At 43.9% G+C, this 21,038-nt stretch carries 20 protein-coding genes, 1 rRNA gene and 1 pseudogene; 7 read left to right on the forward strand and 15 right to left on the reverse strand.

Annotated features, from left to right (window positions below; genetic code table 11):
* Positions 1-59 precede the first annotated feature (59 nt).
* Entirely contained in the window at positions 60-374 is a 315-nt protein-coding gene (locus QUA36_RS15035) for a zinc ribbon domain-containing protein (RefSeq protein WP_333160857.1), read from the forward strand.
* 160 nt (positions 375-534) lie between these two features.
* Here the strand turns inward: QUA36_RS15035 and QUA36_RS15040 are convergent, their stop codons facing one another.
* The gene (locus QUA36_RS15040; protein WP_333458243.1) at positions 535-1,389 is read right to left on the reverse strand and encodes a DUF1232 domain-containing protein; all 855 of its coding nucleotides are present in this window, start codon (positions 1,387-1,389) and stop codon (positions 535-537) included.
* Positions 1,390-1,497: 108 nt separating this feature from the next.
* Between QUA36_RS15040 and QUA36_RS15045 the strand changes: the two genes are divergently transcribed.
* Entirely contained in the window at positions 1,498-2,322 is an 825-nt protein-coding gene (locus QUA36_RS15045; RefSeq protein ID WP_333458244.1) for an NAD-dependent epimerase/dehydratase family protein, read from the forward strand.
* Positions 2,323-2,329: 7 nt separating this feature from the next.
* On the opposite strand, the gene QUA36_RS15050 is transcribed toward QUA36_RS15045, so the two are convergent.
* The 6 genes from QUA36_RS15050 to sufB form a co-directional block, all read right to left on the reverse strand.
* Positions 2,330-2,569, reverse strand: coding sequence for a hypothetical protein (locus QUA36_RS15050; RefSeq protein WP_333458245.1), 240 nt, complete (start codon positions 2,567-2,569; stop codon positions 2,330-2,332).
* Positions 2,570-2,767: 198 nt separating this feature from the next.
* Positions 2,768-3,400, reverse strand: a complete 633-nt coding sequence (locus tag QUA36_RS15055) for a Uma2 family endonuclease (RefSeq protein ID WP_333458246.1) — start codon at positions 3,398-3,400, stop codon at positions 2,768-2,770.
* 262 nt (positions 3,401-3,662) lie between these two features.
* The gene (locus QUA36_RS15060; protein ID WP_333458247.1) at positions 3,663-4,925 is read right to left on the reverse strand and encodes a SufS family cysteine desulfurase; all 1,263 of its coding nucleotides are present in this window, start codon (positions 4,923-4,925) and stop codon (positions 3,663-3,665) included.
* 165 nt (positions 4,926-5,090) lie between these two features.
* Positions 5,091-6,434: a Fe-S cluster assembly protein SufD gene (gene sufD, locus QUA36_RS15065; RefSeq protein WP_333458248.1), complete on the reverse strand. Its 1,344-nt coding sequence runs from the start codon at positions 6,432-6,434 to the stop codon at positions 5,091-5,093.
* Positions 6,431-7,222 carry a Fe-S cluster assembly ATPase SufC gene (gene sufC / locus QUA36_RS15070; protein WP_333160843.1) on the reverse strand — a complete coding sequence of 264 codons (792 nt, stop codon included), beginning with the start codon at positions 7,220-7,222 and terminating at the stop codon, positions 6,431-6,433. Before sufC ends, sufD begins: the two co-directional genes overlap by 4 nt.
* Before the next feature lie 232 nt (positions 7,223-7,454).
* Positions 7,455-8,894: a Fe-S cluster assembly protein SufB gene (gene sufB / locus QUA36_RS15075; protein WP_333051992.1), complete on the reverse strand. Its 1,440-nt coding sequence runs from the start codon at positions 8,892-8,894 to the stop codon at positions 7,455-7,457.
* Positions 8,895-9,080: 186 nt separating this feature from the next.
* Here sufB and sufR point away from each other — a divergent pair, with 186 nt between their 5' ends.
* From sufR to QUA36_RS15095, 4 genes are all read left to right on the forward strand, one after another.
* Entirely contained in the window at positions 9,081-9,764 is a 684-nt protein-coding gene (sufR, locus tag QUA36_RS15080; RefSeq protein WP_333458249.1) for an iron-sulfur cluster biosynthesis transcriptional regulator SufR, read from the forward strand.
* An 82-nt stretch (positions 9,765-9,846) separates the two neighbouring features.
* A complete protein-coding gene (locus tag QUA36_RS15085; RefSeq protein WP_333458250.1) occupies positions 9,847-10,254 on the forward strand; it encodes a hypothetical protein in 408 nt (135 codons plus the stop codon).
* 196 nt (positions 10,255-10,450) lie between these two features.
* Positions 10,451-10,567 (forward strand): 5S ribosomal RNA (gene rrf / locus QUA36_RS15090).
* A 281-nt stretch (positions 10,568-10,848) separates the two neighbouring features.
* Positions 10,849-12,408: a cytochrome P450 gene (locus QUA36_RS15095; protein ID WP_333458251.1), complete on the forward strand. Its 1,560-nt coding sequence runs from the start codon at positions 10,849-10,851 to the stop codon at positions 12,406-12,408.
* Positions 12,409-12,613: 205 nt separating this feature from the next.
* Here the strand turns inward: QUA36_RS15095 and QUA36_RS15100 are convergent, their stop codons facing one another.
* From QUA36_RS15100 to vapB, 7 genes and pseudogenes are all read right to left on the reverse strand, one after another.
* Entirely contained in the window at positions 12,614-14,476 is a 1,863-nt protein-coding gene (locus QUA36_RS15100; RefSeq protein ID WP_333458252.1) for an ATP-binding protein, read from the reverse strand.
* 157 nt (positions 14,477-14,633) lie between these two features.
* Positions 14,634-14,789: pseudogene (locus QUA36_RS31365) on the reverse strand (DUF6753 family protein); the annotation flags it as partial.
* A 47-nt stretch (positions 14,790-14,836) separates the two neighbouring features.
* Positions 14,837-15,007: a hypothetical protein gene (locus tag QUA36_RS15105; protein ID WP_333458253.1), complete on the reverse strand. Its 171-nt coding sequence runs from the start codon at positions 15,005-15,007 to the stop codon at positions 14,837-14,839.
* 186 nt (positions 15,008-15,193) lie between these two features.
* Positions 15,194-17,614, reverse strand: a complete 2,421-nt coding sequence (locus QUA36_RS15110; RefSeq protein ID WP_333458254.1) for a hypothetical protein — start codon at positions 17,612-17,614, stop codon at positions 15,194-15,196.
* Between the two features lie 30 nt (positions 17,615-17,644).
* Complete coding sequence (locus tag QUA36_RS15115) at positions 17,645-17,803, reverse strand: hypothetical protein (RefSeq protein ID WP_333458255.1); 159 nt, start codon at positions 17,801-17,803, stop codon at positions 17,645-17,647.
* Positions 17,804-17,863: 60 nt separating this feature from the next.
* The gene (locus QUA36_RS15120; protein WP_333232795.1) at positions 17,864-18,250 is read right to left on the reverse strand and encodes a type II toxin-antitoxin system VapC family toxin; all 387 of its coding nucleotides are present in this window, start codon (positions 18,248-18,250) and stop codon (positions 17,864-17,866) included.
* Between the two features lie 2 nt (positions 18,251-18,252).
* Positions 18,253-18,468, reverse strand: coding sequence for a type II toxin-antitoxin system VapB family antitoxin (vapB, locus tag QUA36_RS15125; protein WP_333215483.1), 216 nt, complete (start codon positions 18,466-18,468; stop codon positions 18,253-18,255).
* A gap of 345 nt (positions 18,469-18,813) precedes the next feature.
* Between vapB and nadC the strand changes: the two genes are divergently transcribed.
* The gene (gene nadC / locus QUA36_RS15130) at positions 18,814-19,674 is read left to right on the forward strand and encodes a carboxylating nicotinate-nucleotide diphosphorylase (RefSeq protein ID WP_333458256.1); all 861 of its coding nucleotides are present in this window, start codon (positions 18,814-18,816) and stop codon (positions 19,672-19,674) included.
* A gap of 215 nt (positions 19,675-19,889) precedes the next feature.
* Here the strand turns inward: nadC and QUA36_RS15135 are convergent, their stop codons facing one another.
* A complete protein-coding gene (locus tag QUA36_RS15135; protein WP_333453781.1) occupies positions 19,890-20,918 on the reverse strand; it encodes a C39 family peptidase in 1,029 nt (342 codons plus the stop codon).
* Positions 20,919-21,038 lie beyond the last annotated feature (120 nt).

Below are 21,038 nucleotides of genomic sequence, written 5' to 3' on the forward strand. Positions count from 1 at the left end.
TAATATTATCAATAACCGTGCAATTAGTAATTTTAGTAGTTGCAAACGAGATTCTTAGTATGCCTGTATACGATTATTTGTGTCCCGAAAACAACCAGCAATTAGAAGTTTCGCACAGCATGAACCTGGAAGTTTCGACTTGGGGTCAACTGTGCGAGTTGGCTAAGTGCGAACTCGGGGAGACTCCCGCAGATGCTCCGGTACGCCGACTGCTGAGCGCTCCGAGATTGATGAAGCCGACATCCGACACCGATTATAAAAATTCGGGTTTCAGCAAGTACGTGAAGCGGGATGAAGGGGTTTATGAAAATGTCACGGCTAAGGATGGTGAAAGCCGTATTGTCAATCGAGATGGTAAGGCGATTAAAGACTGAAAATCCCAAATAATTAAGTTTTCAGTTTAGTAAATTACAGATATGGGGTAGGGACACGGCACTGCCGTGTCCTGTATTTCATCCGATTAAAAACTACTATATTATTCAGATTATATTATTCCGATTCAGACGGAAACAAAATGCTCAATCGGACATAATATTATGAGCCAAACCAATCTTTCATTTTTTGTTTTGCTTGTGCTTTAGTATCAGTATTAATGTATACTGACACAGTAGCTATTGCCGCAAGTAATACTCCTAAATCATCAGTAAATCCGATGCCGACTATTATATCTGGAATGGCATCAACAGGAGATATAAAATAGGTCAAAGCTCCAACTACAACTCCTTTTGCCCAAGCAGGCACGTTTGGGTTCTGGGCCGTATAGTAGAGAATCAAAGCTTTTTCAACTACTTCTCTTCCTGCGGTTAAAGCAAAATTTTTAAGTTTAGTCCAAAAACTTTCATCTGAATAGTTGATTTGGAGGTTGCTGAGGTTTGTTGTGGTTCCTTTTCGGTCGATTAAATCGAGAGGAATGCCATTCATTTTAAGCTGGGAAACAGCAGAATTGAAGGATGCTGATGCCTGATTTTTATTAGGGGCAGCCTCCCGTATTTGTTTCATGTCTGCGATGAATTCCTGCATGGCTTGGATTTGCAAGTCGGAAACCGCCAGCAGTTTTTTTGCGGATTGGATCGCCTCGCTTTCTGCGGGATGCAGCGTCTTATTTGCCTCAGCAATGTTAATTAAAAAATACATGACTCCCAAACGCAGCGGTTCTTCTGACTTGCTGAGTGTTTGCAAACAGTCGCTGAGTGATGGGGGATTGGCTGTGTAGGATTGGATGTGAGTCTTTGCAGAGTCAGAAAATTTGTCTAAATTTATGGTTTTAAACAACAAATCTAGTTCGTCAATATCAATGGAACCATCGGCGGCTGCGATCGCAAACAAAGAACCATAAAAAGCTAAAAGTTCGCTTTCTGAGGAGGTGGCAAAAATATCTCTCTCGGACATGATGGTACTTCGATCGCGACGCTTTGCATTTTACCACAAAACTCAGCGCGCCATGATTTCAGAAACCGGCAATAATTTTAGAGAGTATGACACAATGGAGAATTTTTTATGAAAGTTGCGATCGTCGGCTGTGGCTATGTGGGTACTGCGACAGCCAAACATTTACGCGGCAAATCAGATTGTACCGTGACGGCGACAACTACCACGGCGACGCGAGTAGTTGAGTTAGAGAGTGTCGCGCAGCGGGTAGCCGTGCTCAAAGGAAATGAGAAAGATGCAATGACGGCTTTATTGCAAGAACAAGATACTGTTATGCTGTGCGTAGGTGCTCCAAATTCTCAGGCTTATCGGGAGAGTTATTTAGAAACTGCGACAACTTTAGTATCGGTTTTACAGCAGATACCGAGAGTAAAGCAGGTTATTTATACGGGTACTTACTCTGTGTATGGCGATCGCCAAGGTGAATTGGTAAATGAAGATTCTCCCGTTGCGCCGGCTAATCCAAACGGTGAAATTCTCGCAGAAACAGAACGGGTTTTATTAGCAGCATCGAGTCCCAATCTTCAAGTCTGCATTCTCCGTTTGGGAGGAATTTATGGGCTAGGGCGAGAATTAGTTAAAATCTTTGGAGGCTGGGCTGGGAACACTCGTCCCGGTAGGGGTGAAGATGCTACTAATTGGGTGCATCGAGATGATGTTGTTGGGGGGTTAACCTTTGCTTTAGAAAATCGATTGCAGGGAATTTACAATTTAGTCGGGGATGTGTCGCTATCCAGTGGTGAATTGCTCGATCGCATTTTTGAAACTCACAATTTGCCTAAAGTTTCCTGGGATGGAAGTCCTAGCGTGCGGCCTTATAATGCTAGGGTGTCGAATCAAAAGATTAAGGCGGCTGGTTATCAGTTTGTTCATCCTGAAATTACGGAGTTTTAACTACAAATCATTTTGTATTTGCTGTCATCGTTTTTGCCACAGATGTCAACTGATTCGGAGTTAAATCATCCCCTGGGTTGGCAACTGGGCCCCAGTTTGTATAGCGAGTGGATCTGCCTGCACCTATTGCCACAAAGGCTCGAATAGATCCCAAGTTACCGCGAGCCATTTCAAAATAAGTGTAGGTGGCTCCCCAGCACAGAAATTGATTGGTAATTCCTCCGATTCTTCCATTGCCTAAATCCATGGTTTTTACCAAAAAAACAGAGACATTCGTTTGACAAGATTTGTCATAATAAGAATAAGCTACCGGAGCCTTCTCATTGTATTTATAGTTAGTTGCAAATATTGCTAGCTCAGAGGGAGTCATAGCAAAACAAGGAATTGCAGTGGAGAGAAAAACAATTGTAGTAGTTAGTAATTTTTTCATTATGTAAGACCATTTCTATATTTTCTCCTTAACCCAAGTTCTAAAGGATTTTAGCAAAGCCATTTCCCCCATCGTTTGAGTGCGAGTGAAAAACCCAGCCATTTCCCCTGCTGATACAAAGGGAAAAGCAATACTAAAGTCGCGCTCAATATATTCAGTTTCTACCAACTGATAAAATTTCAAAACTCGCCCGTTATATAGCCAGAGTTCCGGGACGCCAAGTGCGGAGTAAATGGCGAACTTATCAACTGAACTGCTGGTAATATCTATTTCAATTGCTAAGTCGGGCGGTGGGGCAGTTTCTAAATCTAATTCTTGCCTGCCTCTAACTGCTGCTTCATTTTGGATATAATAACAATTATCTGGTTCTATGCCTTTTTTGGCATTTTTGAGTTTGAGAGTAGTTGAGCCAGCACTTTTAATTTCAATGTCGAGTTCTTCTGCTAAAGCAATGATGAAATTACCGAAATTGCTCTTGTAGTTCTCATGTTCAAATAGTGGCGCCATAATTTCCAGTCTCCCTTCATCGTAAGCTATGCGATAACCTCGCTTATCGCCTATTTCTTTGAGCAACGTTTCAAAGGTTGACCAGCTAATATTTTCTAGCAGTGTTCTCTGTTCGGCTAAACTTGAAGTAGTAGCAATCATCTCAAAATCTCCTTGAGCTGAGAAAACTCTAGTTTTATGATACCACAGGCTAAGATACTATTTCGAAGGGCTATTTCCTACGGGATATCGGGGCTTCACGGTCTTTTTTTTGAACCGCAGATGCAGGCGGATAGACGCTGATGAACGCGGATGAAGAAAGAGCGATATTGACAGATTTAGATTTTTTCTTCATCTGCGTTCATCCGTGTTCATCTGCCGACATCTGCGGTTCAAAAAAAAGCCATTTCAATCACTAATTAACTTATCCCATAATCTCAGCAAAAAAGTCGATCGTCTCTTTCAACGCTTTCACAAACACATCAATCTCCTCGCGAGTATTGTAAAAATACAAACTCGCCCGCGCCGTAGATGAAATGTTCAAATAGCGGTGCAAAGCTTGCGTGCAGTGATGCCCGGAACGAATCGCGACTCCCTCCTGATCTAACAAGGTAGACAAGTCTTGAGGGTGAATTTCTCCCGCAGTAAATGCCGCCAAAGCTGCCCTACCTTCGCCGTTGCTGTCTGGCTGCGGGCCGTAAATTTTGATCTCTGGAATTTGCCGCAATTGTTGGAACATATAAGCAGTCAATTCTGCTTCGCAAGCGTGAATCTTATCCATGCCAATGTTACTAAGATAATCGATTGCTGCACCAAGGGCGATCGCCTCTCCGATTGCAGGCGTGCCGGCTTCAAATTTGTGCGGCAAATCGGCATAGGTGGAATAATCGAGAAACACGTCAGCAATCATCTCGCCGCCGCCGAAAAACGGAGGCATTTCTCTCAGCAAGTCCAGTTTACCGTACAGAAAACCGATGCCAGTCGGAGCGCACATTTTGTGACCGGAAGCAACCAGCCAATCGCAATCTATTGCTTGCACGTCTACTATCATGTGCGGCACGCTTTGGCAAGCATCAATTAAAACTCTTGCGCCGAAACTGTGGGCAATTTTGCAGATTTCTTTGACTGGACTGATGCAGCCCAAAGTATTAGAAACGTGAACGGTTGACACCAACTTAGTTTTATGGGAAATCAGCGTTTTAAACTGTTCCAAATCAAACTCGTTAGTTTCCGTTAACTCCACAAACTTCAGCACCGCACCGGTTCTTTGAGCCATCATTTGCCAGGGAACGAGATTGCTGTGGTGTTCCATCACCGACAGGATAATTTCGTCTCCGGCTTGCAGATTGCTCAAACCCCAAGAATAAGCCACCAAATTAATCGCTTCGGTAGCGTTGCGAGTGTAAACAATTTCTTGCCGCGACGCCGCATTTACAAACGCCGCAACTTTGTCTCTCGCACCTTCGTAAGCATCAGTCGCTTTGGCGCTGAGAGTGTGAGCGCCTCGGTGCACGTTTGCATTGTATTGTCCGTAGTAATCACGCCAAGCGTTGAGCACAGCTAGGGGTTTTTGAGAAGTAGCTGCATTGTCTAAATAAACTAGCGGTTTACCGTTAACTTTTTCATTCAAAATTGGGAAGTCACCGCGAACTTTTGATGCAAGTGTTTTTTCTTGAATAAGTGTCATAATTTTTGAAGTTAATGATTTGTCGTTGGGTGGGGGCGGGTTTACGAAATTGTGGGTTTTAGGCAATTATTATTCGTAAAACCCGCCCCTACAGGCTGTTAAAATGGTGCTAGATGTGGTATAGACACAGCAATGCTGTGTCCTCTATATCCTCATCTGTATGAGTTATCCTTGGATAGCCACGCAGGTAGAAAGCATTTTAGCCACGCCAATAATTGGCAACTGATTGAGCATTTCTGCCGCAAAAGCATCGATTAGCAAATAGCGGCTTCTTTCTAAATCCAAACCGCGACTTTGCAAGTAGAAAAGTTCATCATCTTCTAACTGGCTGACAGTTGCACCGTGGGAACATTTAACGTTGTCGGCGACAATTTCCAACTGCGGCTTAGTGTCTACGCGAGCTCTCGGCGACAGCAACAAATTCCGGCTCAATTGTCCGGCATCTGTCAATTGTGCGGCTTTGCGAACGAAAACTTTGCCGTTAAATACAGCGCGAGCTTTGTTACCGATAATGCACTTGTGCAATTGGCGGCTTGTACCGTGGGGGTGATTAAAATCGATTAAACTGTGAGTGTCAGATAACTGTTCCCCAAAGGCTACACTTAAGCCGTTTAAAGTTGTTTCAGTGGCTTCGCCGCGCTGAAAAACTTCTAAATTGTGCCGCGATATTTTGCCTCCCAAGCTGATAGCATGACAAGTGTAACGGCTATTACGAGATTGCTCGATCGCACTTTTGCCGATATGAACAACCTCCCCACCTTCCCGCTGCAGCCGAACGTGATTCACAGTGGCGTTTTCGCCGACAATAACATCCGTTACAGCATTAGTAAAGGCTGGTACATTACCGATAGTTGCGTAATCCTCAACCAGCGTCACATTGCTTCCAGGCTCAGCTATGACCAAGCAGTGCGGCTGGGACATCGTGGGAGATGCACCGGGCGCTGTCAGGAACAGCAAGTGAATCGGAAGGTCGATCGACATATTGGCAGGCACGAACACCACCGCAGAATCCGCCAAACCCGCAGTATTCAGCGCCGTAAACACCTCGGTTTGCTGTCTGTGCTTGCTCAAAACATCGCTGATGCGCCCTTGATATTTTTCGGGTACATTGGATAGATTACCTGCGTAAAAGTCGATCGGCAAATTCGGCAAAACCGACGACTCCACCGTTGACAAATCCGGCGCATAAAAACCGTTGACAAATACCAATCTTAATGGTAAATCATCCCGATTTTTCACTGGCATAATGATATCAGCCAGCTTAACTTTTGACTGATTGCTCTGCGGTATATGAAAAGGAATTTGCAACACCGACGACAAATCAGTAAAGCGCCATTCTTCATCCTTCACCGTCGGAAAACTTGAAGAAAGCACGTATTCAGTCGCCGCATCCCGCAAATCCTGCAACCCGTAAGCCGCACTTTTGCTATTAGCAGCCTCCAACTTGCCGCACTGATTCACCAAATCAGTCAAAAACATTTCCCTACTAGCAACTTGCGTATTCATCATCGCGCGCCTACTCCTGCTGCTTCCTCTTCCACAACCCAGTCATAACCGCGCTCTTCCAATTCCAGCGCCAACTCTTTCGGGCCAGTCAAGATAATTCTACCCGCTTCCATGACGTGAATAAAATCAGGAATAATGTAATTCAGCAACCGCTGATAGTGAGTAATCACCAACATCGAATTTTCTGCAGTTGACAACTGATTCACACCGCCGGCGACAATCTTGAGAGCATCGATATCCAAACCCGAATCAGTCTCGTCCAAAATAGCTAATCTCGGTTCCAACAACGCCATTTGCAAAATTTCATTCCGCTTTTTCTCGCCACCGGAAAAACCCTCATTAACGCTGCGGCCTAAAAAAGAATCATTCATCTTGACAATATCCAGCTTGTCCTCAATTAAATCTTGGAAATCAAAAGCATCCAATTCTTCCAACCCGCGATGTTTGCGGTGAGAATTGTAAGCCACGCGCAAGAAATCCAGATTGCTAACGCCGGGAATTTCTAAAGGATATTGGAAAGCTAAGAACACGCCAGCTAAAGAGCGTTCTTCCGGCGCTAATTCCAGCAAATTTTGACCCAGAAAAGTAACTTCTCCGCCCGTTACTGTATAAGCAGGATGGCCGGCTAATATCTTGGATAAAGTGCTTTTCCCCGAACCGTTCGGGCCCATAATCGCGTGAATTTCACCCGATTTAATTTCCAGATTCAAACCCTTCAGGATTTGGGTATCTTCCACATTCGCAGTTAAATCGCGGACGGATAGCACCACTTGACTATTTTCTACAATCATCTATTTTTGTCCTTTTCCTCAATGCACTTTACAGTTTTTTCTTCTCGTTCTTCTCGTTCCTAGGCTCTGCCTAGGAATGCGTGTCGCGAGGCTCTGCCTCGTTGGAAACGGGAGAGAGAAATGTGAGGCAGAGCCTCTAGATATGCGTTACCAGGCAGAGCCTGGTAACGAGGGTTTCTCGCCCGCCAAAATATTTTCTTCCTTCTTCCTTCTTCCTTCTTCCTTCTTCCTTCTACCCGACACTTCCTTCCAGCTTCAGACTCAACAGCTTATCAGCTTCCGCCGCAAATTCCATCGGTAACTGATTGAAAACATCTTTACAGAAACCGCTAATCATCATCGAAATAGCATTTTCTGCGGAAATTCCCCGCTGTGCGAAGAAGAACAATTGCTCTTCCCCAATCTTAGAAGTAGAAGCTTCGTGTTCGACTTTAGCAGTGTGGTTCTGCACTTGAATATAAGGGAAAGTATTCGCTTGAGCGTTATCCCCAATCAGCATGGAATCGCACTGAGAGTAATTGCGAGAGCCTTTAGCATTCGGCCCCATTTTCACCAAACCGCGATAGCTGTTGGATGAATTTCCAGCCGAAATTCCCTTAGAAATAATCGTGCTGCGAGTGTTTTTGCCAACGTGGATCATTTTGGTGCCGGTGTCAGCTTGCTGCTTGTTATTTGTCAGCGCTACCGAGTAGAATTCGCCTACCGAGTTGTCGCCGACTAACACGCAACTGGGATATTTCCAAGTAATCGCGGAACCGGTTTCTACTTGTGTCCAAGAAATCTTAGAATTAACTCCTTGACACAAACCCCGTTTCGTCACGAAGTTGTAAATGCCGCCTTTGCCGTTGGCGTCGCCAGCGTACCAGTTTTGCACTGTGGAGTATTTGATATCCGCATTGTCCATTGTTACCAATTCCACAACTGCGGCGTGCAGTTGATTGGTGTCAAACATCGGCGCGGTGCAGCCTTCTAGGTAAGACACAGAACTGTTTTCTTCTGCAACAATTAGTGTGCGCTCGAACTGGCCGGAATCTCCGTTGTTGATGCGGAAATAGGTTGACAGTTCCATGGGGCATTTGACGCCTTTGGGGATGTAAACAAAGGAACCGTCGCTGAATACGGCGGAGTTGAGGGCTGCGAAAAAGTTATCGCCGACTGGTACGACGCTGCCGAGATATTTTTCTATTAATTCGGGATAATCTTTGACGGCTTCTGAGATGGAACAGAAAATAACACCATCTTTGGCTAACTTTTCTCTAAATGTTGTGGCAATTGAAACGCTGTCGAAAACGGCATCGACGGCGACATTTCCCAGCCGCTTTTGTTCGGATAGGGGAATGCCGAGTTTCTCGAAGGTTTCGAGCAGTGTCGGGTCTACTTCGTCCAAACTGTTGAGCTTTTTGGGCTTTTGTTTGGGCGCGGAATAGTAGATAATTTGTTGGTAGTCGATCGCGGGATAGTTGACGTGGGGCCAGGTGGGCTCGGTCATTGTCAACCACTTCCGGTATGCTTTGAGGCGGAATTGCAGCATGAATTCCGGTTCGTTTTTCTTGGCGGAAATCAGGCGGACTACATCTTCGCTTAAGCCGCGGGGGATGGTGTCTGACTCGATGTCGGTGACGAAACCGTATTTATAGGGCTGGTTGACTAGGGTTGTGACTGTAGAGCTCATTAATTTTGCGCTTTCGAGTGTTCTGGATATGTCTCTCAAAGATGGCAGACGTAGAACTGTCGGGGGCCCGGCGAGTTCTGGGGGCTGCTCTGGGAAGTTAAACAACAGATTTGTTGCTTTAGTATATTTTAAGCTACATTAACAACAGTGATATTGTCAAAGTCAAATTAATAATTTTTTGTGAAGATGATGGAGACTACTCAGCAGACTTCCACGAAACAAGACATCCTGCAATATTTGCTCAAGGGGGGGCAGGGGACGGCTCTTGAGTTGGCGGAGTCTTTGGATATCAGTCCGCAGGCGATTCGCCGTCACTTGAAGGATTTGGAAGCGGAGGGGCTGATTCAGTATCAGTCGGTTCAGGCTGGGATGGGGCGGCCGCAGCACATTTATGAGCTTACCAGTCAGGGGCGCGATCGCTTCCCGAATCGTTACGGCGATTTTGCAGTCTCTTTCCTGGATACGTTGGCGGAAACCGTCGGCCGCGAGCAAGTGATTACTATCTTGCGAAAACAGTGGCAGCGCAAGGCGACGGAGTATCGGCGGCTGATGGGTGCGGGTTCGCTGCAGGAGAGGGTGACTAAGTTAATGGAACTCCGCAGGGCTGAAGGTTATATGGCTGAGTGTTATCCTGTAGAATCTGTAGAGGTTGGGATGTGCGATCGCCCTGGTTTGGGCGATCGATTTGTGTTGATGGAACACAACTGCGCGATTTCTAATGTTGCTGAAACTTTTCCGAGTGTGTGTGGCAATGAGTTGGAAATGTTTGCAGCGGTTTTGCCGGATTGTATTGTGGAGCGGACTCACTCGATGATTAATGGGGAACACCGCTGCGGTTATTTGATAGCAAGGAAGAAGGATGAAGGATGAGAATTTCAAATTCCCAATTACCAATCCTAAATTCCAATTACTAATTACCAATTACTAATTACCAATTACCAATTTTTAATATATGGAACCGCTAGCAGATTTTTTAAAGCCGGAAGAGTGCGCCGAAGTTGATATGGCGCTGCTGTCGTCGAAGGAAAAGTTTTCGGCGCGGGTGGCAATTTATGCTTTGAGGGTGCTCAAGCAAATTGCTGGAGAGACTGGGAAGCCGGTGGCTGAGGTGACTAATGGGCAGGTGATGGATTGGATTAAAAATGATGAGAGTATTAAAGGGTCGATCGAACTTGATGCTAGTTTTGAAAACTTTTTTACAAATTTGGTGGTTGCGTCTTTGCGGCCTTTGAGGCAAATTGCGACAGAATCTGAAAGCCCGATCGAACAATTAACAGTTAAGCAGGTCGTGGCGTGGTTTGTGAAGGACGGGAAGATTCGCAGAGAACAGGGAATTGAGGCGGCGTTTTTGGACTTGTGAGTTAAAGGTCGATCGGTCGCCCCCCCAAACCACGCCTCAAACCCCGATAATTCCAGCAGTTTCGGGCGATCGAAAAAAAGTTTTGACTTTGGGGTTGACAGACAGGGGAAAACTTGATAAAGTAATTAAGTCGAGCGAAAGAGATGCAGCGCATCAAACTAAACGCAGACACAGGATTAAAAGTTTTCAAAGCTTTCCTGGTGCTTATGATGTAATGGAACCACTCCGATCCATCCCGAACTCGGTTGTTAAACGTTGCTATGGCGAAGATACTCGGCGGGTCACTGCCCGGTAAAATAGCTCAGTGCCAGGTTAATAATAAATTAAAGCTCTTTTCCCGCAACAACGGAAAAGGGCTTTAGTTTTTTGGGGATTTACAGGTGTTTATAATATGACAAGTGCGTAAGTCCAGAGCTTGTTGCGTATTTGAAGACGAGTATGAATTATCCCAGGCCATCATTAAACGAGTGAATGCTAGAGCCACATCAGGCAATTACCAAGTCGAACGTTTTATATTTAATTAGGTTGACTTACTTAATCTCCATTTCCAAGGTAGTATATGGGTAATAAAAAACTATGGACTTGGGTAGATTTATGTTTCAAAGCATTAATTCTCAAATAAATGGTTCTTCTTCCTTCTTTTCATATTTAGTAATAGTATTATGCGTTACTAGCATAGCATCTATACTGAGTTGGCGATGGTGGAAAGAAAAGGAGGCTTATAAATCGCTAAAATCACTTCCTTCGCCTCCCCAATACTGGGTATTAGGAAATCTGCCACAAATATTAGCTGCAGTAAAACAGAAGAAACTATTTCAGCAATCCTTTGATTGGAGTCAGCAGCTAGGCCCGATGTACGTCATCTGGAATGGCAGGACTCCAGTTGTGATTTTAAGTAAACCAAAAGTAATTGAAGATACCATTATCAATGGAATGAGAGATGGTAGCTTAATTAGACCCAAGCAATTACGCGAAGCATGGAACGATATCAGCGGTTCTATTATGCTCGGAGAAACTGGAACCGAGTGGCAGTGGCGACGCAAAGCTTGGAATCCGGAATTTAGTTCGAGCAATCTTTCCAAATATGTGGAAATAATTAGCCAAGCTTGCGAACAAGTCATTGAGACGCTCAAACAAGTTGCACCCCCAAAAGAAATGGAGGTAGATCCTCTGTTTGTGGAACTAACAATGAGGGTGATATCCTCTCTTGTACTAGGTATTCCTGTAGATAGAAATAGTACCAGTCAGGAAGGACCCCCCCTGGAAGTTAGCAATGTGTACGAAGCGATGTCTGTTGTAGGTTATCGATTCCTGCGACAAGCTACAGGGGAGAAAATATGGATGAAATATTTGCCAACTCAGAATTCACGGGATTATTGGGCAGCAAGGCGATATTTAACGGAATTTCTTACTCCCCGCGTAGACTTAGCTTTACAGATGAGAGAACAAAATCAAACTGATTTCCCACAAGTCAGTAGTTTGTTTAGGGAATCTATGTTAGTCAAAATCGCGGCTAAAGAGCCAAAATATGACCGCGAAACCTTAATATCAGAATCCATTGAATTATTAATAGCTGGGACTGACACCACAGCCCATACTTTATCCTTTGCACTTGGAGAGTTGAGCTTAAATCAAAGAGTGTTTCAACAAGCACGGGATATCGTTGACCAAGCTTGTCAAAAACCAGGTGGGATTAACCTAGAAAACCTCAAAGAATTAGCTTATATTCGTGCCATTATCAAAGAAACACTGCGCCTTTATTCAGTTGCCTCCGGCTCAACTACATTGGAAACTCAACGGGATACTCTAATTGACGGTACAGTGATTCCGCGTGGGACGAGAGTATCCTGGTCAATGCTTGCAGCCGGAAGAGATCCAGAAGTTTATGCTCATCCAGAGGAATTCCTGCCGGAACGTTGGTTAGACAAGAATAAGGAAACAAGTTCACTGCCAATGATAGACTTTGGCTCAGGCTCGCATCGTTGTTTAGGAGAGCATCTATCAATGCTGGAAGGAACGATGATGTTAGCATTATTGGTGCGCCACTTCGATTGGGAGTTAGTCAACGGTCGTTCTTCTTTGGAACAATTACAGCAAAACCTGTTAATTTATCCGTCAGATCGAATGCCAGTACGCTTTCGAGGGAGAAACTGAGTCTAAACCTTTCAAAACCGCAATTTTTAGGAATATACAAGATAGCCCGATTAGCGCTCTTATGTCACTCTAAGCATAGGAAAATAGGTAATCAGGGGTAAAATTCGTTTGAGCAATACGAAGGGGAAAGAAATTCATCAAAAACCTCATCGCAGATAACCTCAAAAGCCTAACAGAAAACCTTGCGGCGATGGGGCGCATTTTGTTATGCCGCATCGCGGATTTGCTGGTGGGCAAGGATTTGAATGACAAACTCCGTTCCCTTACCAGGTATTGAGAAGCAATCTAACTTGCCGCGATGTTTCTCAGTGACAATCTGATAGCTAATCGGCAGCCCCATGCCCGTTCCCTTACCGACAGACTTTGTAGTGAAGAATGGATCGAAGAGTCGTTTCTGAACAGATTCAGGCATTCCCATTCCGTTATCAGAAATTGCAATTTTTACCCACTTTGAATCAATCATGGCAGTCCGAATGATAATCTGGTTGGGATTTTCCTTGAGTTCCTGATAGGTTCGTTTGACGTTGGCTTCTTCCAGCGCATCAATGGCATTTGCCAGGAGGTTCATAAACGCCTGATTGATTTGACCAGGATAGCATTCTATTAGCGGTAGATTACTATAATCACGAATTACTTGAATCGCTGGACGCTCTGATTTATCTTTCAAGCGATGCTGCAAAATCAACAATGTACTATCAATGCCCTCATGAATATCAACGGCTTTGAAGTCAGCTTCATCCATTCGTGAAAAGTTGCGGAGTGACAACACAATCTGACGAATGCGATCGGTGCCAAGTTTCATGGAGTCGAGGATTTTAGGTAGATCGGCTTGGATAAACTCCATATCAATATCTTCCGCCTCAGCTTTGATTTCGGCTGCTGGGTCGGGATAGTAATTCTGGTAGAGTTGCACCAAACCTAATAAATTGTGGGCGTATTCCTGCACATGAGTCAAGTTGCCGTGAATGAAGTTGACTGGATTGTTGATTTCGTGTGCCACCCCTGCCACCATTTGCCCCAAAGCAGACATTTTTTCGCTTTGCACCATTTGAACCTGAGTGTGTTGCAGTTCCTCTAAGAGTTGTTGCAACTGCGTATTTTTGTCGCTGAGTTCTTGGGTTCTTACCTCGACTTGAGATTCAAGGGTTTGGCTGTAGTTTTCCAGTTGTTCGTTGGCTGTTTTCTGTTGCTGTAACAGTTGTTGAACAGCGCGAATTAATTGGTTAAAGGCATTGGCAAGCGTTCCAATTTCATCATCTTGCTCAACAGTCGCTTGTAACTCAAAATTAGATTCTTCAGTGGATCTTCTGGCAACGCTGGTCAGAGATTGAATGGGTTGGGCAATTGCTCGGCTGGTCAAAAGTGCCAAAAGAATGGCGATCGCAACAGACAATCCGATACTTGCAACCACCACTTTCTCAGCAACTTCACTAGCCTGTCGATCTAACCTTGTCGCTACTTCAAGTTCTTGGTAAGCTTGGTCAATTAAACCCACCAAATCATCCGAGATGCCATCGAATGCAAGCGCCAAATCGCTATTGGTAAATTCCAACATGAGCTTTTGAGCTTGCTCAACATCAGCGGGTAATGCGAGATTCAGGTTGCGAATTCGTTCAACTCGGAGTTCTAATTCCTGTGAGTAGAGTTGTGGCACGCGGTCATAGGTTTGCAAGAAGGCTGGAATCCTTGCGTGATGCACATCCGCTTGTAGGGTCGGAGACTTTGCCACAAATGCCTTAATTTCAGCCCAAATTGCTTGAATTTCAGTTTCATGCTTCAGCAGGTGAGCATATTCATGCTGAAATTTTTCTGGGTATTGCGCTAAAGGAATGAGTTGTTGTTGGTGGGTTCGGGCTTGGAGAACACGAGATTGCAGACGATGCAGAACTTCCACTTCGTTACGCGCGTGTTTTTCTCGCTCTTGAGTCTGTTGTTGATAACGATCGCCAACTCCAAAACCAGCAATTGTTCCACACACAGCAATGCTGAGAGCAAGGGTGTATCCTAAACCGATCTTTTGCCCAACTCTGAGACTGGATAACCGTTTTCCTAAACTCTGGCGCACCATATAACCTTCTCTAGCCCTACAGGAGATTTGCTTGACCGAGTGCCCCTATTTGCTCATTTTAAGCCTTTAAGCTTGAAAACGGAAAACTCCTATGTTTAGGATAGGTTTTCCCTTACATGATTTACGTCTTGAATTCACACTTTTCTAAAGGCTCTACCTAAATCGTACAGAACCCCGAAGTAGCTGGCCACCGCGCCACTTCCAAAGTTACCCCCAAACGCCGAATATCTTTTTTGCATTCTAAATTAGCACAACTATCAGAATTCCACCCGATCGAATTTCGTGCAAAATTCCCCTCAGCGCTACTTGCCGACCGTAAAGTCTCCGGCTAGTCTTGAGTTAGATGAACTGGTATAGCTTTTACTGTAGCTTAAATTCGCTATCCGGCTCATTAGTCATTACTTGCAAGCGATCGACCTTCTCGCACCATTTTGCCCAAGCTTTGGCAATATCGTCTGGGAGTTCGGGTTCAGCTATTCTATTTTTGTGCTTGTGCATCACAAAGTCGAGGAAGTCGCTGACTTCTGTCAAGAATGATTCTGGAAGTTGCTGCAATAAGGGCGATCGTAATATCAGGAATAGTCATAATAATTGCCCATTCCAGTCGTTTTTATTTAATACAATCATAAGAAGCGATCGCCCTTAATTTTAGAAGTCAATAGTGGGCGATCGCCTTCCGCCTTCCTCATAGCCAGAATCGCGGGCAAAAGTTGCGGCTTAAACTGTGCTATATTTTTGAGCAATTTGTCGAAGCAACTTAGTGAAATTGTCCTTGTCAGATTCGTTTAGAAACGTATCTACTACCTTTTTTAACCTAGACAAGTCATTGGTATAGTTCTTGTCAGATAGCTGTGACACTAATTGCGACGATAAAAATTTTACTAAATCAGGTTCATTAGATAAGACATCTACAACATCTTTCAACTTAGACAGGTTCTGACTGTACTTCTCGTCAGATAAAATAGCTACAGCATTTTTTAATTGTGGCAACTTGTTTTTATACTTCTCATTAGAAACCAGATCCGATAAGTTTTTGTCACTCCCCACTAGAGCTACTAACTCTTGCAACTTAGATAAATTGGTAGAGTATTTCTCGTCTGACAAAATATCTACTACTTTTTTCAACTTAGACAATTCCTGTTTCTGCTTCGCGTCAGAGAGCAGTGAAGTTAATTTGCTTCCCTTATTTACAAATGTTGCTAAGTTTTCATAGTTAATTGAATCAGGTTCTGAAACTAGAAATACTTTCCAAGCCATTTTTTCGTTTGTAAATACAACCCCCTCTTTGGCATCATTAAAAACACTATTGTTTATCAACGCGATTACTTTTTCTTCAGAGTCAATAGATAGCCATGAAGACAGCGCGTTTGACAGTTTATCTAAGGGGATATTAGGAGCAGAAAATCCCTCTTTAATGCCATATTTTGGAATTACATTCTTTTGAAAAATTTCTCCCCAATAACCGGGAATTATATCTTCAGTATAGGTGTAGGTTCGAGTTTCTAACTGGTGCAGCACGGATGAATCGCGAGTCTTTTCAGATGAATCGCGAGTCTTTTCAGATTTGAGCAATAACCAAATCATATATGCAGTACCCCATGCAACAAGAGCAGAACCGCCCGTGATTAAACCGAGTCCACCAAGAGCCGAAATAGTGGTAGTAATAGCAGCAGCACCGGACAATGTACCGGCTACTCCCAAAGCAGTCGCAGCAGTCCAAGCACCTAAAACAGTTGCAGCACCGGCGATTGTTCCTGTACCAATTGCAATTCCCAGATTTTTTTGGTCTTTGCTATCCATTTCTGAGACTAACGCAATAGACACTATTCCTGCTGCTCCTATTAGCGCAGCTCCTCCTGTTACGAAGGCTAAACCACCCAGCATTCCTAAACCACCAGATGCGACGGAACCCAAACCTAAAGCAGCTAAAGTCGCGTTGGTTGCAGCCCCTCCTGATAAACTACTAATAGTGACACCTGTTGCTGTTTGTACTCCAAGTAGACTTAGTATTTTCGTAGCTATTGGAACAATTGCTGCTCCTGCTTCTTTAACCTCTTTAGCATCATCCTTTAGTTGTTTGAATGCTACAAAATTTTGGACAAAATCATAAATCATTTTACCAAAAGCCACTTGATTATCAAAATTTTGTTTCCTTGCTATTGAGTAAATAACTTTAGCATTTTCTGGAATTTCAGCATTACTGATGAATGAGTCTAGGGATGTTAAAGCTGCTGCATCTTCTACTCTTTTTCCAGCACGTACCTGCTCATAAGTTGACCGGTACTTTTTCGATTGATCGGGAGTTAATTTTTCGTTTTCCTCGATCAGTTTGACAAGAATGATGTCCACTGTTAAGGCTGTTGAATTGGTACTGGCTAAAAAGTGTTTCTGCTTGATTTCTAAAGGAAGTGCCGACGCGGCAACAATTGAGTCAATATCTGTGAGCGCCTTAAAGTCAGGAACCGGTTCGCTGGCACGGACGGAGGCAAAAGTCCCTCTAATTAGTTTCTTTTCTGCCTCAGTTAGTTTAGATTGACTTAATGCCATTTCAATGGCTTGTTCAGTTCCGAGTAAGCGCGAATTGTTACTGGCGATTTGGTAACGCTCTTTAATTTTGTTGTCTAGCTTTGAGGAGGATATCACATAATCAAGAAAATCCAAGGCAATCACATCGTCAATATACTCACCATCCTCGATTTGCTCATAAACAAATTTGCATTTAGCTTTGCTTGCTTCTTCTATAAATTGCGTATTTTTGTCAATTTCTTGATAAACTTGATCCGCTATTCTAAGTTGTCTATCGTATAAGGTATGCAAAACTACAGTAATATCTTTACCGTCTTGACCCCGCCCTTTGATGGTAATCTCTTGGCTATCTTGGGTTTTGGAGGGAATTGCTACCTGACAAGGTTCTCCAGATCGCAAAGTAAATGTTTCTTTTCCTCCGTTGCGGGCTGTGGTATAAGGAACAAAAATATGATAGTTCTCCAAGGTAGAGAAATTTTTGCCTAATCCCTCGCTATAAGCCATAGCGCTAGCTGGATCAAGCAAGTCTTTTGTCAATAAACCCAAAGTACCTAAAGCAACATAACTAAGAAAAGAGCGACGGTTGAGAGGAGAAATATTTAGGTGAGTCATAACTGAGTATTTGTAGCTTGAATGTAGTTTTTAGGCGAAATAATCAAATCCGAACTCTAATTTATCAAGTTCGTTACTTCCAAATTTACTAGCAAACTTACCCTTAGCCCTAGTGGCCCACCCCAAAGCCTGTGCTTGCTCATAAATAAGATGAGCTTGTTTCTTTGGCGCAAATTTTCCTTGCGACAAAGCAAACTCACTTTATTAAATCAGCGACACCCAACTTTGTCAACATGATACCCGCCGCAGCTATGACCATAACCGCTGAAGGTCATAGGCATCAAAAGCCACATCGCGACTAACCAAAACAAGGGAATGATTAATCGCCTGTGCCACCAGAATGCGATCGAAAGGATCTCGATGATGCAGCGGCAAGTTAAGATAGCACTCTGTATCAGAGAATGTGATGGGCAAAACCTCTATTTTTAGTTGTTGCAACACTTCCTCTAATTCAGAGAATGAGTTTTGCAAGCTTAGTTTTCCTAAACCAAGCTTAATGGAAATTTCCCATAAGCTGGCGATACTCAAGCAGAGAGTATTACTTCGATCTTCAATAATTTCTGCTGCTTGAGAACTTAATTGTTTACTGTCTTCCAAGTACCAGAGAAAAGTATGGGTATCCAGTAGAATATTCATGTTTACATATAATCCTTTAAATCTTCAAGAGGTTCATCAAAATCATCAGACATCCAGATTTTACCTTTCCAAATTCCAAGTCCGCCTCGCTTGGTCGGCTTTTCTTGGGTTGAGTTTTTAGCCTGCTTTTCAATCAAAAACTCAATGTAATGAAGCACTTCTGTCTGAAGAGACTCAGGGAGTTCTGCTAATTTTTCTAAAATGACTGGCTGTATCATGATTTCTTCTCGCGATCGATACCCATCTACTCCATTAAAGCACTAACACCCAAAGTCAGCAACAGAATACCCCATTATTTAGATTCCTGGACGCACTCCGACCAAAGAAACCGGGTTTTTTTACGAAAAGATCGTTCCCGCCCACAGATTCGCTAAAAAACCCGGTTTCTGAACCCCCATGCGTAAGTCCTAATGTAGTGCGATCCCCCCCGCCTCCCCCCCATCTCCCCCGCCTACCAAATTGCGATCGCACTAACACCATCACTATCTTGGAACTTGCCTAAAATCACCCGATCGACTATTCTTCCTAGTAGATATGATCTTGATATAACAACTGACAAAAACATGACAGCAATATTACCGCCTTGGATAGTTTTAGACTCCCTATTGCACAACTGGCTAGTAGAAGATATCGGTAGGGGCGATCGCACAACATCGGCCTTATTTCCCGCAAACAGCATCCAGGGTACAGCTAAATGGATTGTCAAAGAAGCTGGAGTCATTGCCGGATTGCCAATTGCCGATCGCACATTTAAACTTTTAGACAGCCGCCTCAGTTTCATCCCCCAAGTACCAGAAGGGAAACTGTGCGAAAAAGGAGAAGTAATCGCCGAAATTTCCGGCAATTTCGACGCGCTGCTAACCGGAGAAAGAGTAGCATTAAACTTGGCAATGCGTTTAAGCGGCATCGCTACTTTAACTCAAAAATATGTTGACAAAATTGCCGATTTGCCCGTGCAATTGGTAGATACCCGCAAGACAACGCCCGGATTGAGATTGTTGGAAAAATACGCAACTCAAATCGGCGGTGCTTGTAATCACCGGATGGGATTAGATGACGCGGTGATGATTAAAGACAATCACATTGCGGCGGCTGGGGGGATTGCAGAGGCGATCGCCCTAATTCGCAATTCTATCCCCTATCCGCTGACGATCGAAGTCGAAACCGAAACTCTGGCTGAAGTAGAAACAGCTTTGCAGCACAAAGCCGATATTATCATGTTAGATAATATGTCCTTTGATTTGATGCGGCAGGCTGTGGCACTAATTCGCCAAAAGAGCGATCGGGTAAAAATTGAAGCTTCCGGCAATGTTACTTTAGAAACAATTAGAAGTGTAGCCGAAACCGGAGTTGACTATATTTCTACGAGTGCTCCGATTACGCGCTCGACTTGGCTGGATTTGAGTATGAAAATTAATAGTTAGTTGACTGTTGACTGTTGACTGTTGACTGTTGTTATATCAAATCCGGGTTAAATACTTTCTTTATCTCTTAGTTTCTTAGAGAGGGACTTCGTTGGTGCGATCGTGTTGGTAGCGGTTTCAACCCGTTAGTGATAAAGAAGTTAATGAACCCGGACTTCGTATCATTAGTCAGTAGTAACAAGGTTAATTTCCAATTCCCAATTCCCAATTCCCAATTACTTCGAGATAAAATGAACCCAAAAATTCCCGTCAGGCATACAGAGGCTGCGGATTAAGCGGTACGTATAGTGCAAGTAAGCACCGCTGACACTTGTATCGTAGCCACTTCGGAACCACTCACCATAGGGATCGTGAACGAAGAATCCCTCGCTGTCGTAGCCTGATGCAACTATAATGTGACCGAAAGAGGTGAAGTATCCGTGGATGACAGCGGGATTTCCGCTGGCTAGCCAATCTTGAACGTCATCAATAGTTGCATTCTCGGTAAAGAAATCTTGAGCGCCGTAATCTCTAACAATCTTTGCTAAATCGTAGGGGTCCCAACGACTGTAACCTTTGGCGATCGCATATTCGTAGAGTTCGTCTTCATATTGCCCGGTTTGTTTGCGCCGTGGCACCTTCAAAAAGTCCATACACATCGCTAATGAAGTTACATTGCAAGAACCTGTAGGATTATTCAAGTTATCCAGTTGCGATTTATAAGGAATGCCGAGCCTGACAGTTGGGGGATTCGGTTTGGGAAAAAACAGAACGGTCTCTTGAGTAATTTGAGCGTGGGCTCCAAAAACATACCAAATTCCTGAACCTTTGAAAGACTCGTTGCGGAGAGCAACTCTGATGTGACCGCGAGCCGGAGCAAAAGCCAGAATCTCAAACTCTTTTCCGGCTGGTATTACTTGTTTTTCCGAGTCCTGAAGTTGAGAAGACGCCAGCGGTTTCGATTTAAAAATGGTGTCTCTGAGCGTTTTCAGGATCAGGGGATTTGTGGGAATCTCCTCTGGTTTGGTTTCAATCAGCTTTTTGGCTGTGACTGCTCCCAAAAAACCCGCTTCGCCACACTTCATCAGAGTTTGAAATCGGTGGAGGGTGGCGGTAGAGAGAGGGCCAAAAATTCCGTCTACGGGAGGCTTCAGTAAACCCAGGTCAATGAGGCGGCTTTGAATTTGGCCACTGAGTTCGTCGTCTGCAGCAATTGCTTTGGCATCGTACCTAATTTTTGAGTCAAGAAAGTTTTGTAATTTCATGCTTGCGTGCCCCTGTCAATCGATTTTAGATTTTAGATTTTAGATTTTAGAATTACGATGCCGATCAATCCGGTTTTCCGAGACTACATTGCTGAGTCGTCAATAATTCCCCGTTTATCG

Origin of the sequence: Microcoleus sp. Pol10D4 (assembly GCF_036701555.1) — a bacterium.
Lineage (GTDB): Bacteria > Cyanobacteriota > Cyanobacteriia > Cyanobacteriales > Microcoleaceae > Microcoleus.

Excerpts from the sequence above, each read along its gene's own strand:
- vapB (WP_333215483.1), bottom strand. The coding sequence starts at position 18,468 with ATGATACAGCCAGTCATTTTAGAAAAATTAGCAGAACTCCCTGAGTCT.
- sufB (WP_333051992.1), bottom strand. The coding sequence starts at position 8,894 with ATGAGCTCTACAGTCACAACCCTAGTCAACCAGCCCTATAAATACGGT.
- QUA36_RS15135 (WP_333453781.1), bottom strand. The coding sequence starts at position 20,918 with ATGAAATTACAAAACTTTCTTGACTCAAAAATTAGGTACGATGCCAAA.
- QUA36_RS15095 (WP_333458251.1), top strand. The coding sequence starts at position 10,849 with ATGTTTCAAAGCATTAATTCTCAAATAAATGGTTCTTCTTCCTTCTTT.
- QUA36_RS15100 (WP_333458252.1), bottom strand. The coding sequence starts at position 14,476 with ATGGTGCGCCAGAGTTTAGGAAAACGGTTATCCAGTCTCAGAGTTGGG.
- QUA36_RS15060 (WP_333458247.1), bottom strand. The coding sequence starts at position 4,925 with ATGACACTTATTCAAGAAAAAACACTTGCATCAAAAGTTCGCGGTGAC.
- sufD (WP_333458248.1), bottom strand. The coding sequence starts at position 6,434 with ATGATGAATACGCAAGTTGCTAGTAGGGAAATGTTTTTGACTGATTTG.
- QUA36_RS15050 (WP_333458245.1), bottom strand. The coding sequence starts at position 2,569 with ATGGATTTAGGCAATGGAAGAATCGGAGGAATTACCAATCAATTTCTG.
- QUA36_RS15035 (WP_333160857.1), top strand. The coding sequence starts at position 60 with ATGCCTGTATACGATTATTTGTGTCCCGAAAACAACCAGCAATTAGAA.
- QUA36_RS15045 (WP_333458244.1), top strand. The coding sequence starts at position 1,498 with ATGAAAGTTGCGATCGTCGGCTGTGGCTATGTGGGTACTGCGACAGCC.
- QUA36_RS15055 (WP_333458246.1), bottom strand. The coding sequence starts at position 3,400 with ATGATTGCTACTACTTCAAGTTTAGCCGAACAGAGAACACTGCTAGAA.
- QUA36_RS15085 (WP_333458250.1), top strand. The coding sequence starts at position 9,847 with ATGGAACCGCTAGCAGATTTTTTAAAGCCGGAAGAGTGCGCCGAAGTT.
- sufR (WP_333458249.1), top strand. The coding sequence starts at position 9,081 with ATGATGGAGACTACTCAGCAGACTTCCACGAAACAAGACATCCTGCAA.
- sufC (WP_333160843.1), bottom strand. The coding sequence starts at position 7,222 with ATGATTGTAGAAAATAGTCAAGTGGTGCTATCCGTCCGCGATTTAACT.
- QUA36_RS15110 (WP_333458254.1), bottom strand. The coding sequence starts at position 17,614 with ATGACTCACCTAAATATTTCTCCTCTCAACCGTCGCTCTTTTCTTAGT.
- QUA36_RS15120 (WP_333232795.1), bottom strand. The coding sequence starts at position 18,250 with ATGAATATTCTACTGGATACCCATACTTTTCTCTGGTACTTGGAAGAC.
- nadC (WP_333458256.1), top strand. The coding sequence starts at position 18,814 with ATGACAGCAATATTACCGCCTTGGATAGTTTTAGACTCCCTATTGCAC.
- QUA36_RS15040 (WP_333458243.1), bottom strand. The coding sequence starts at position 1,389 with ATGTCCGAGAGAGATATTTTTGCCACCTCCTCAGAAAGCGAACTTTTA.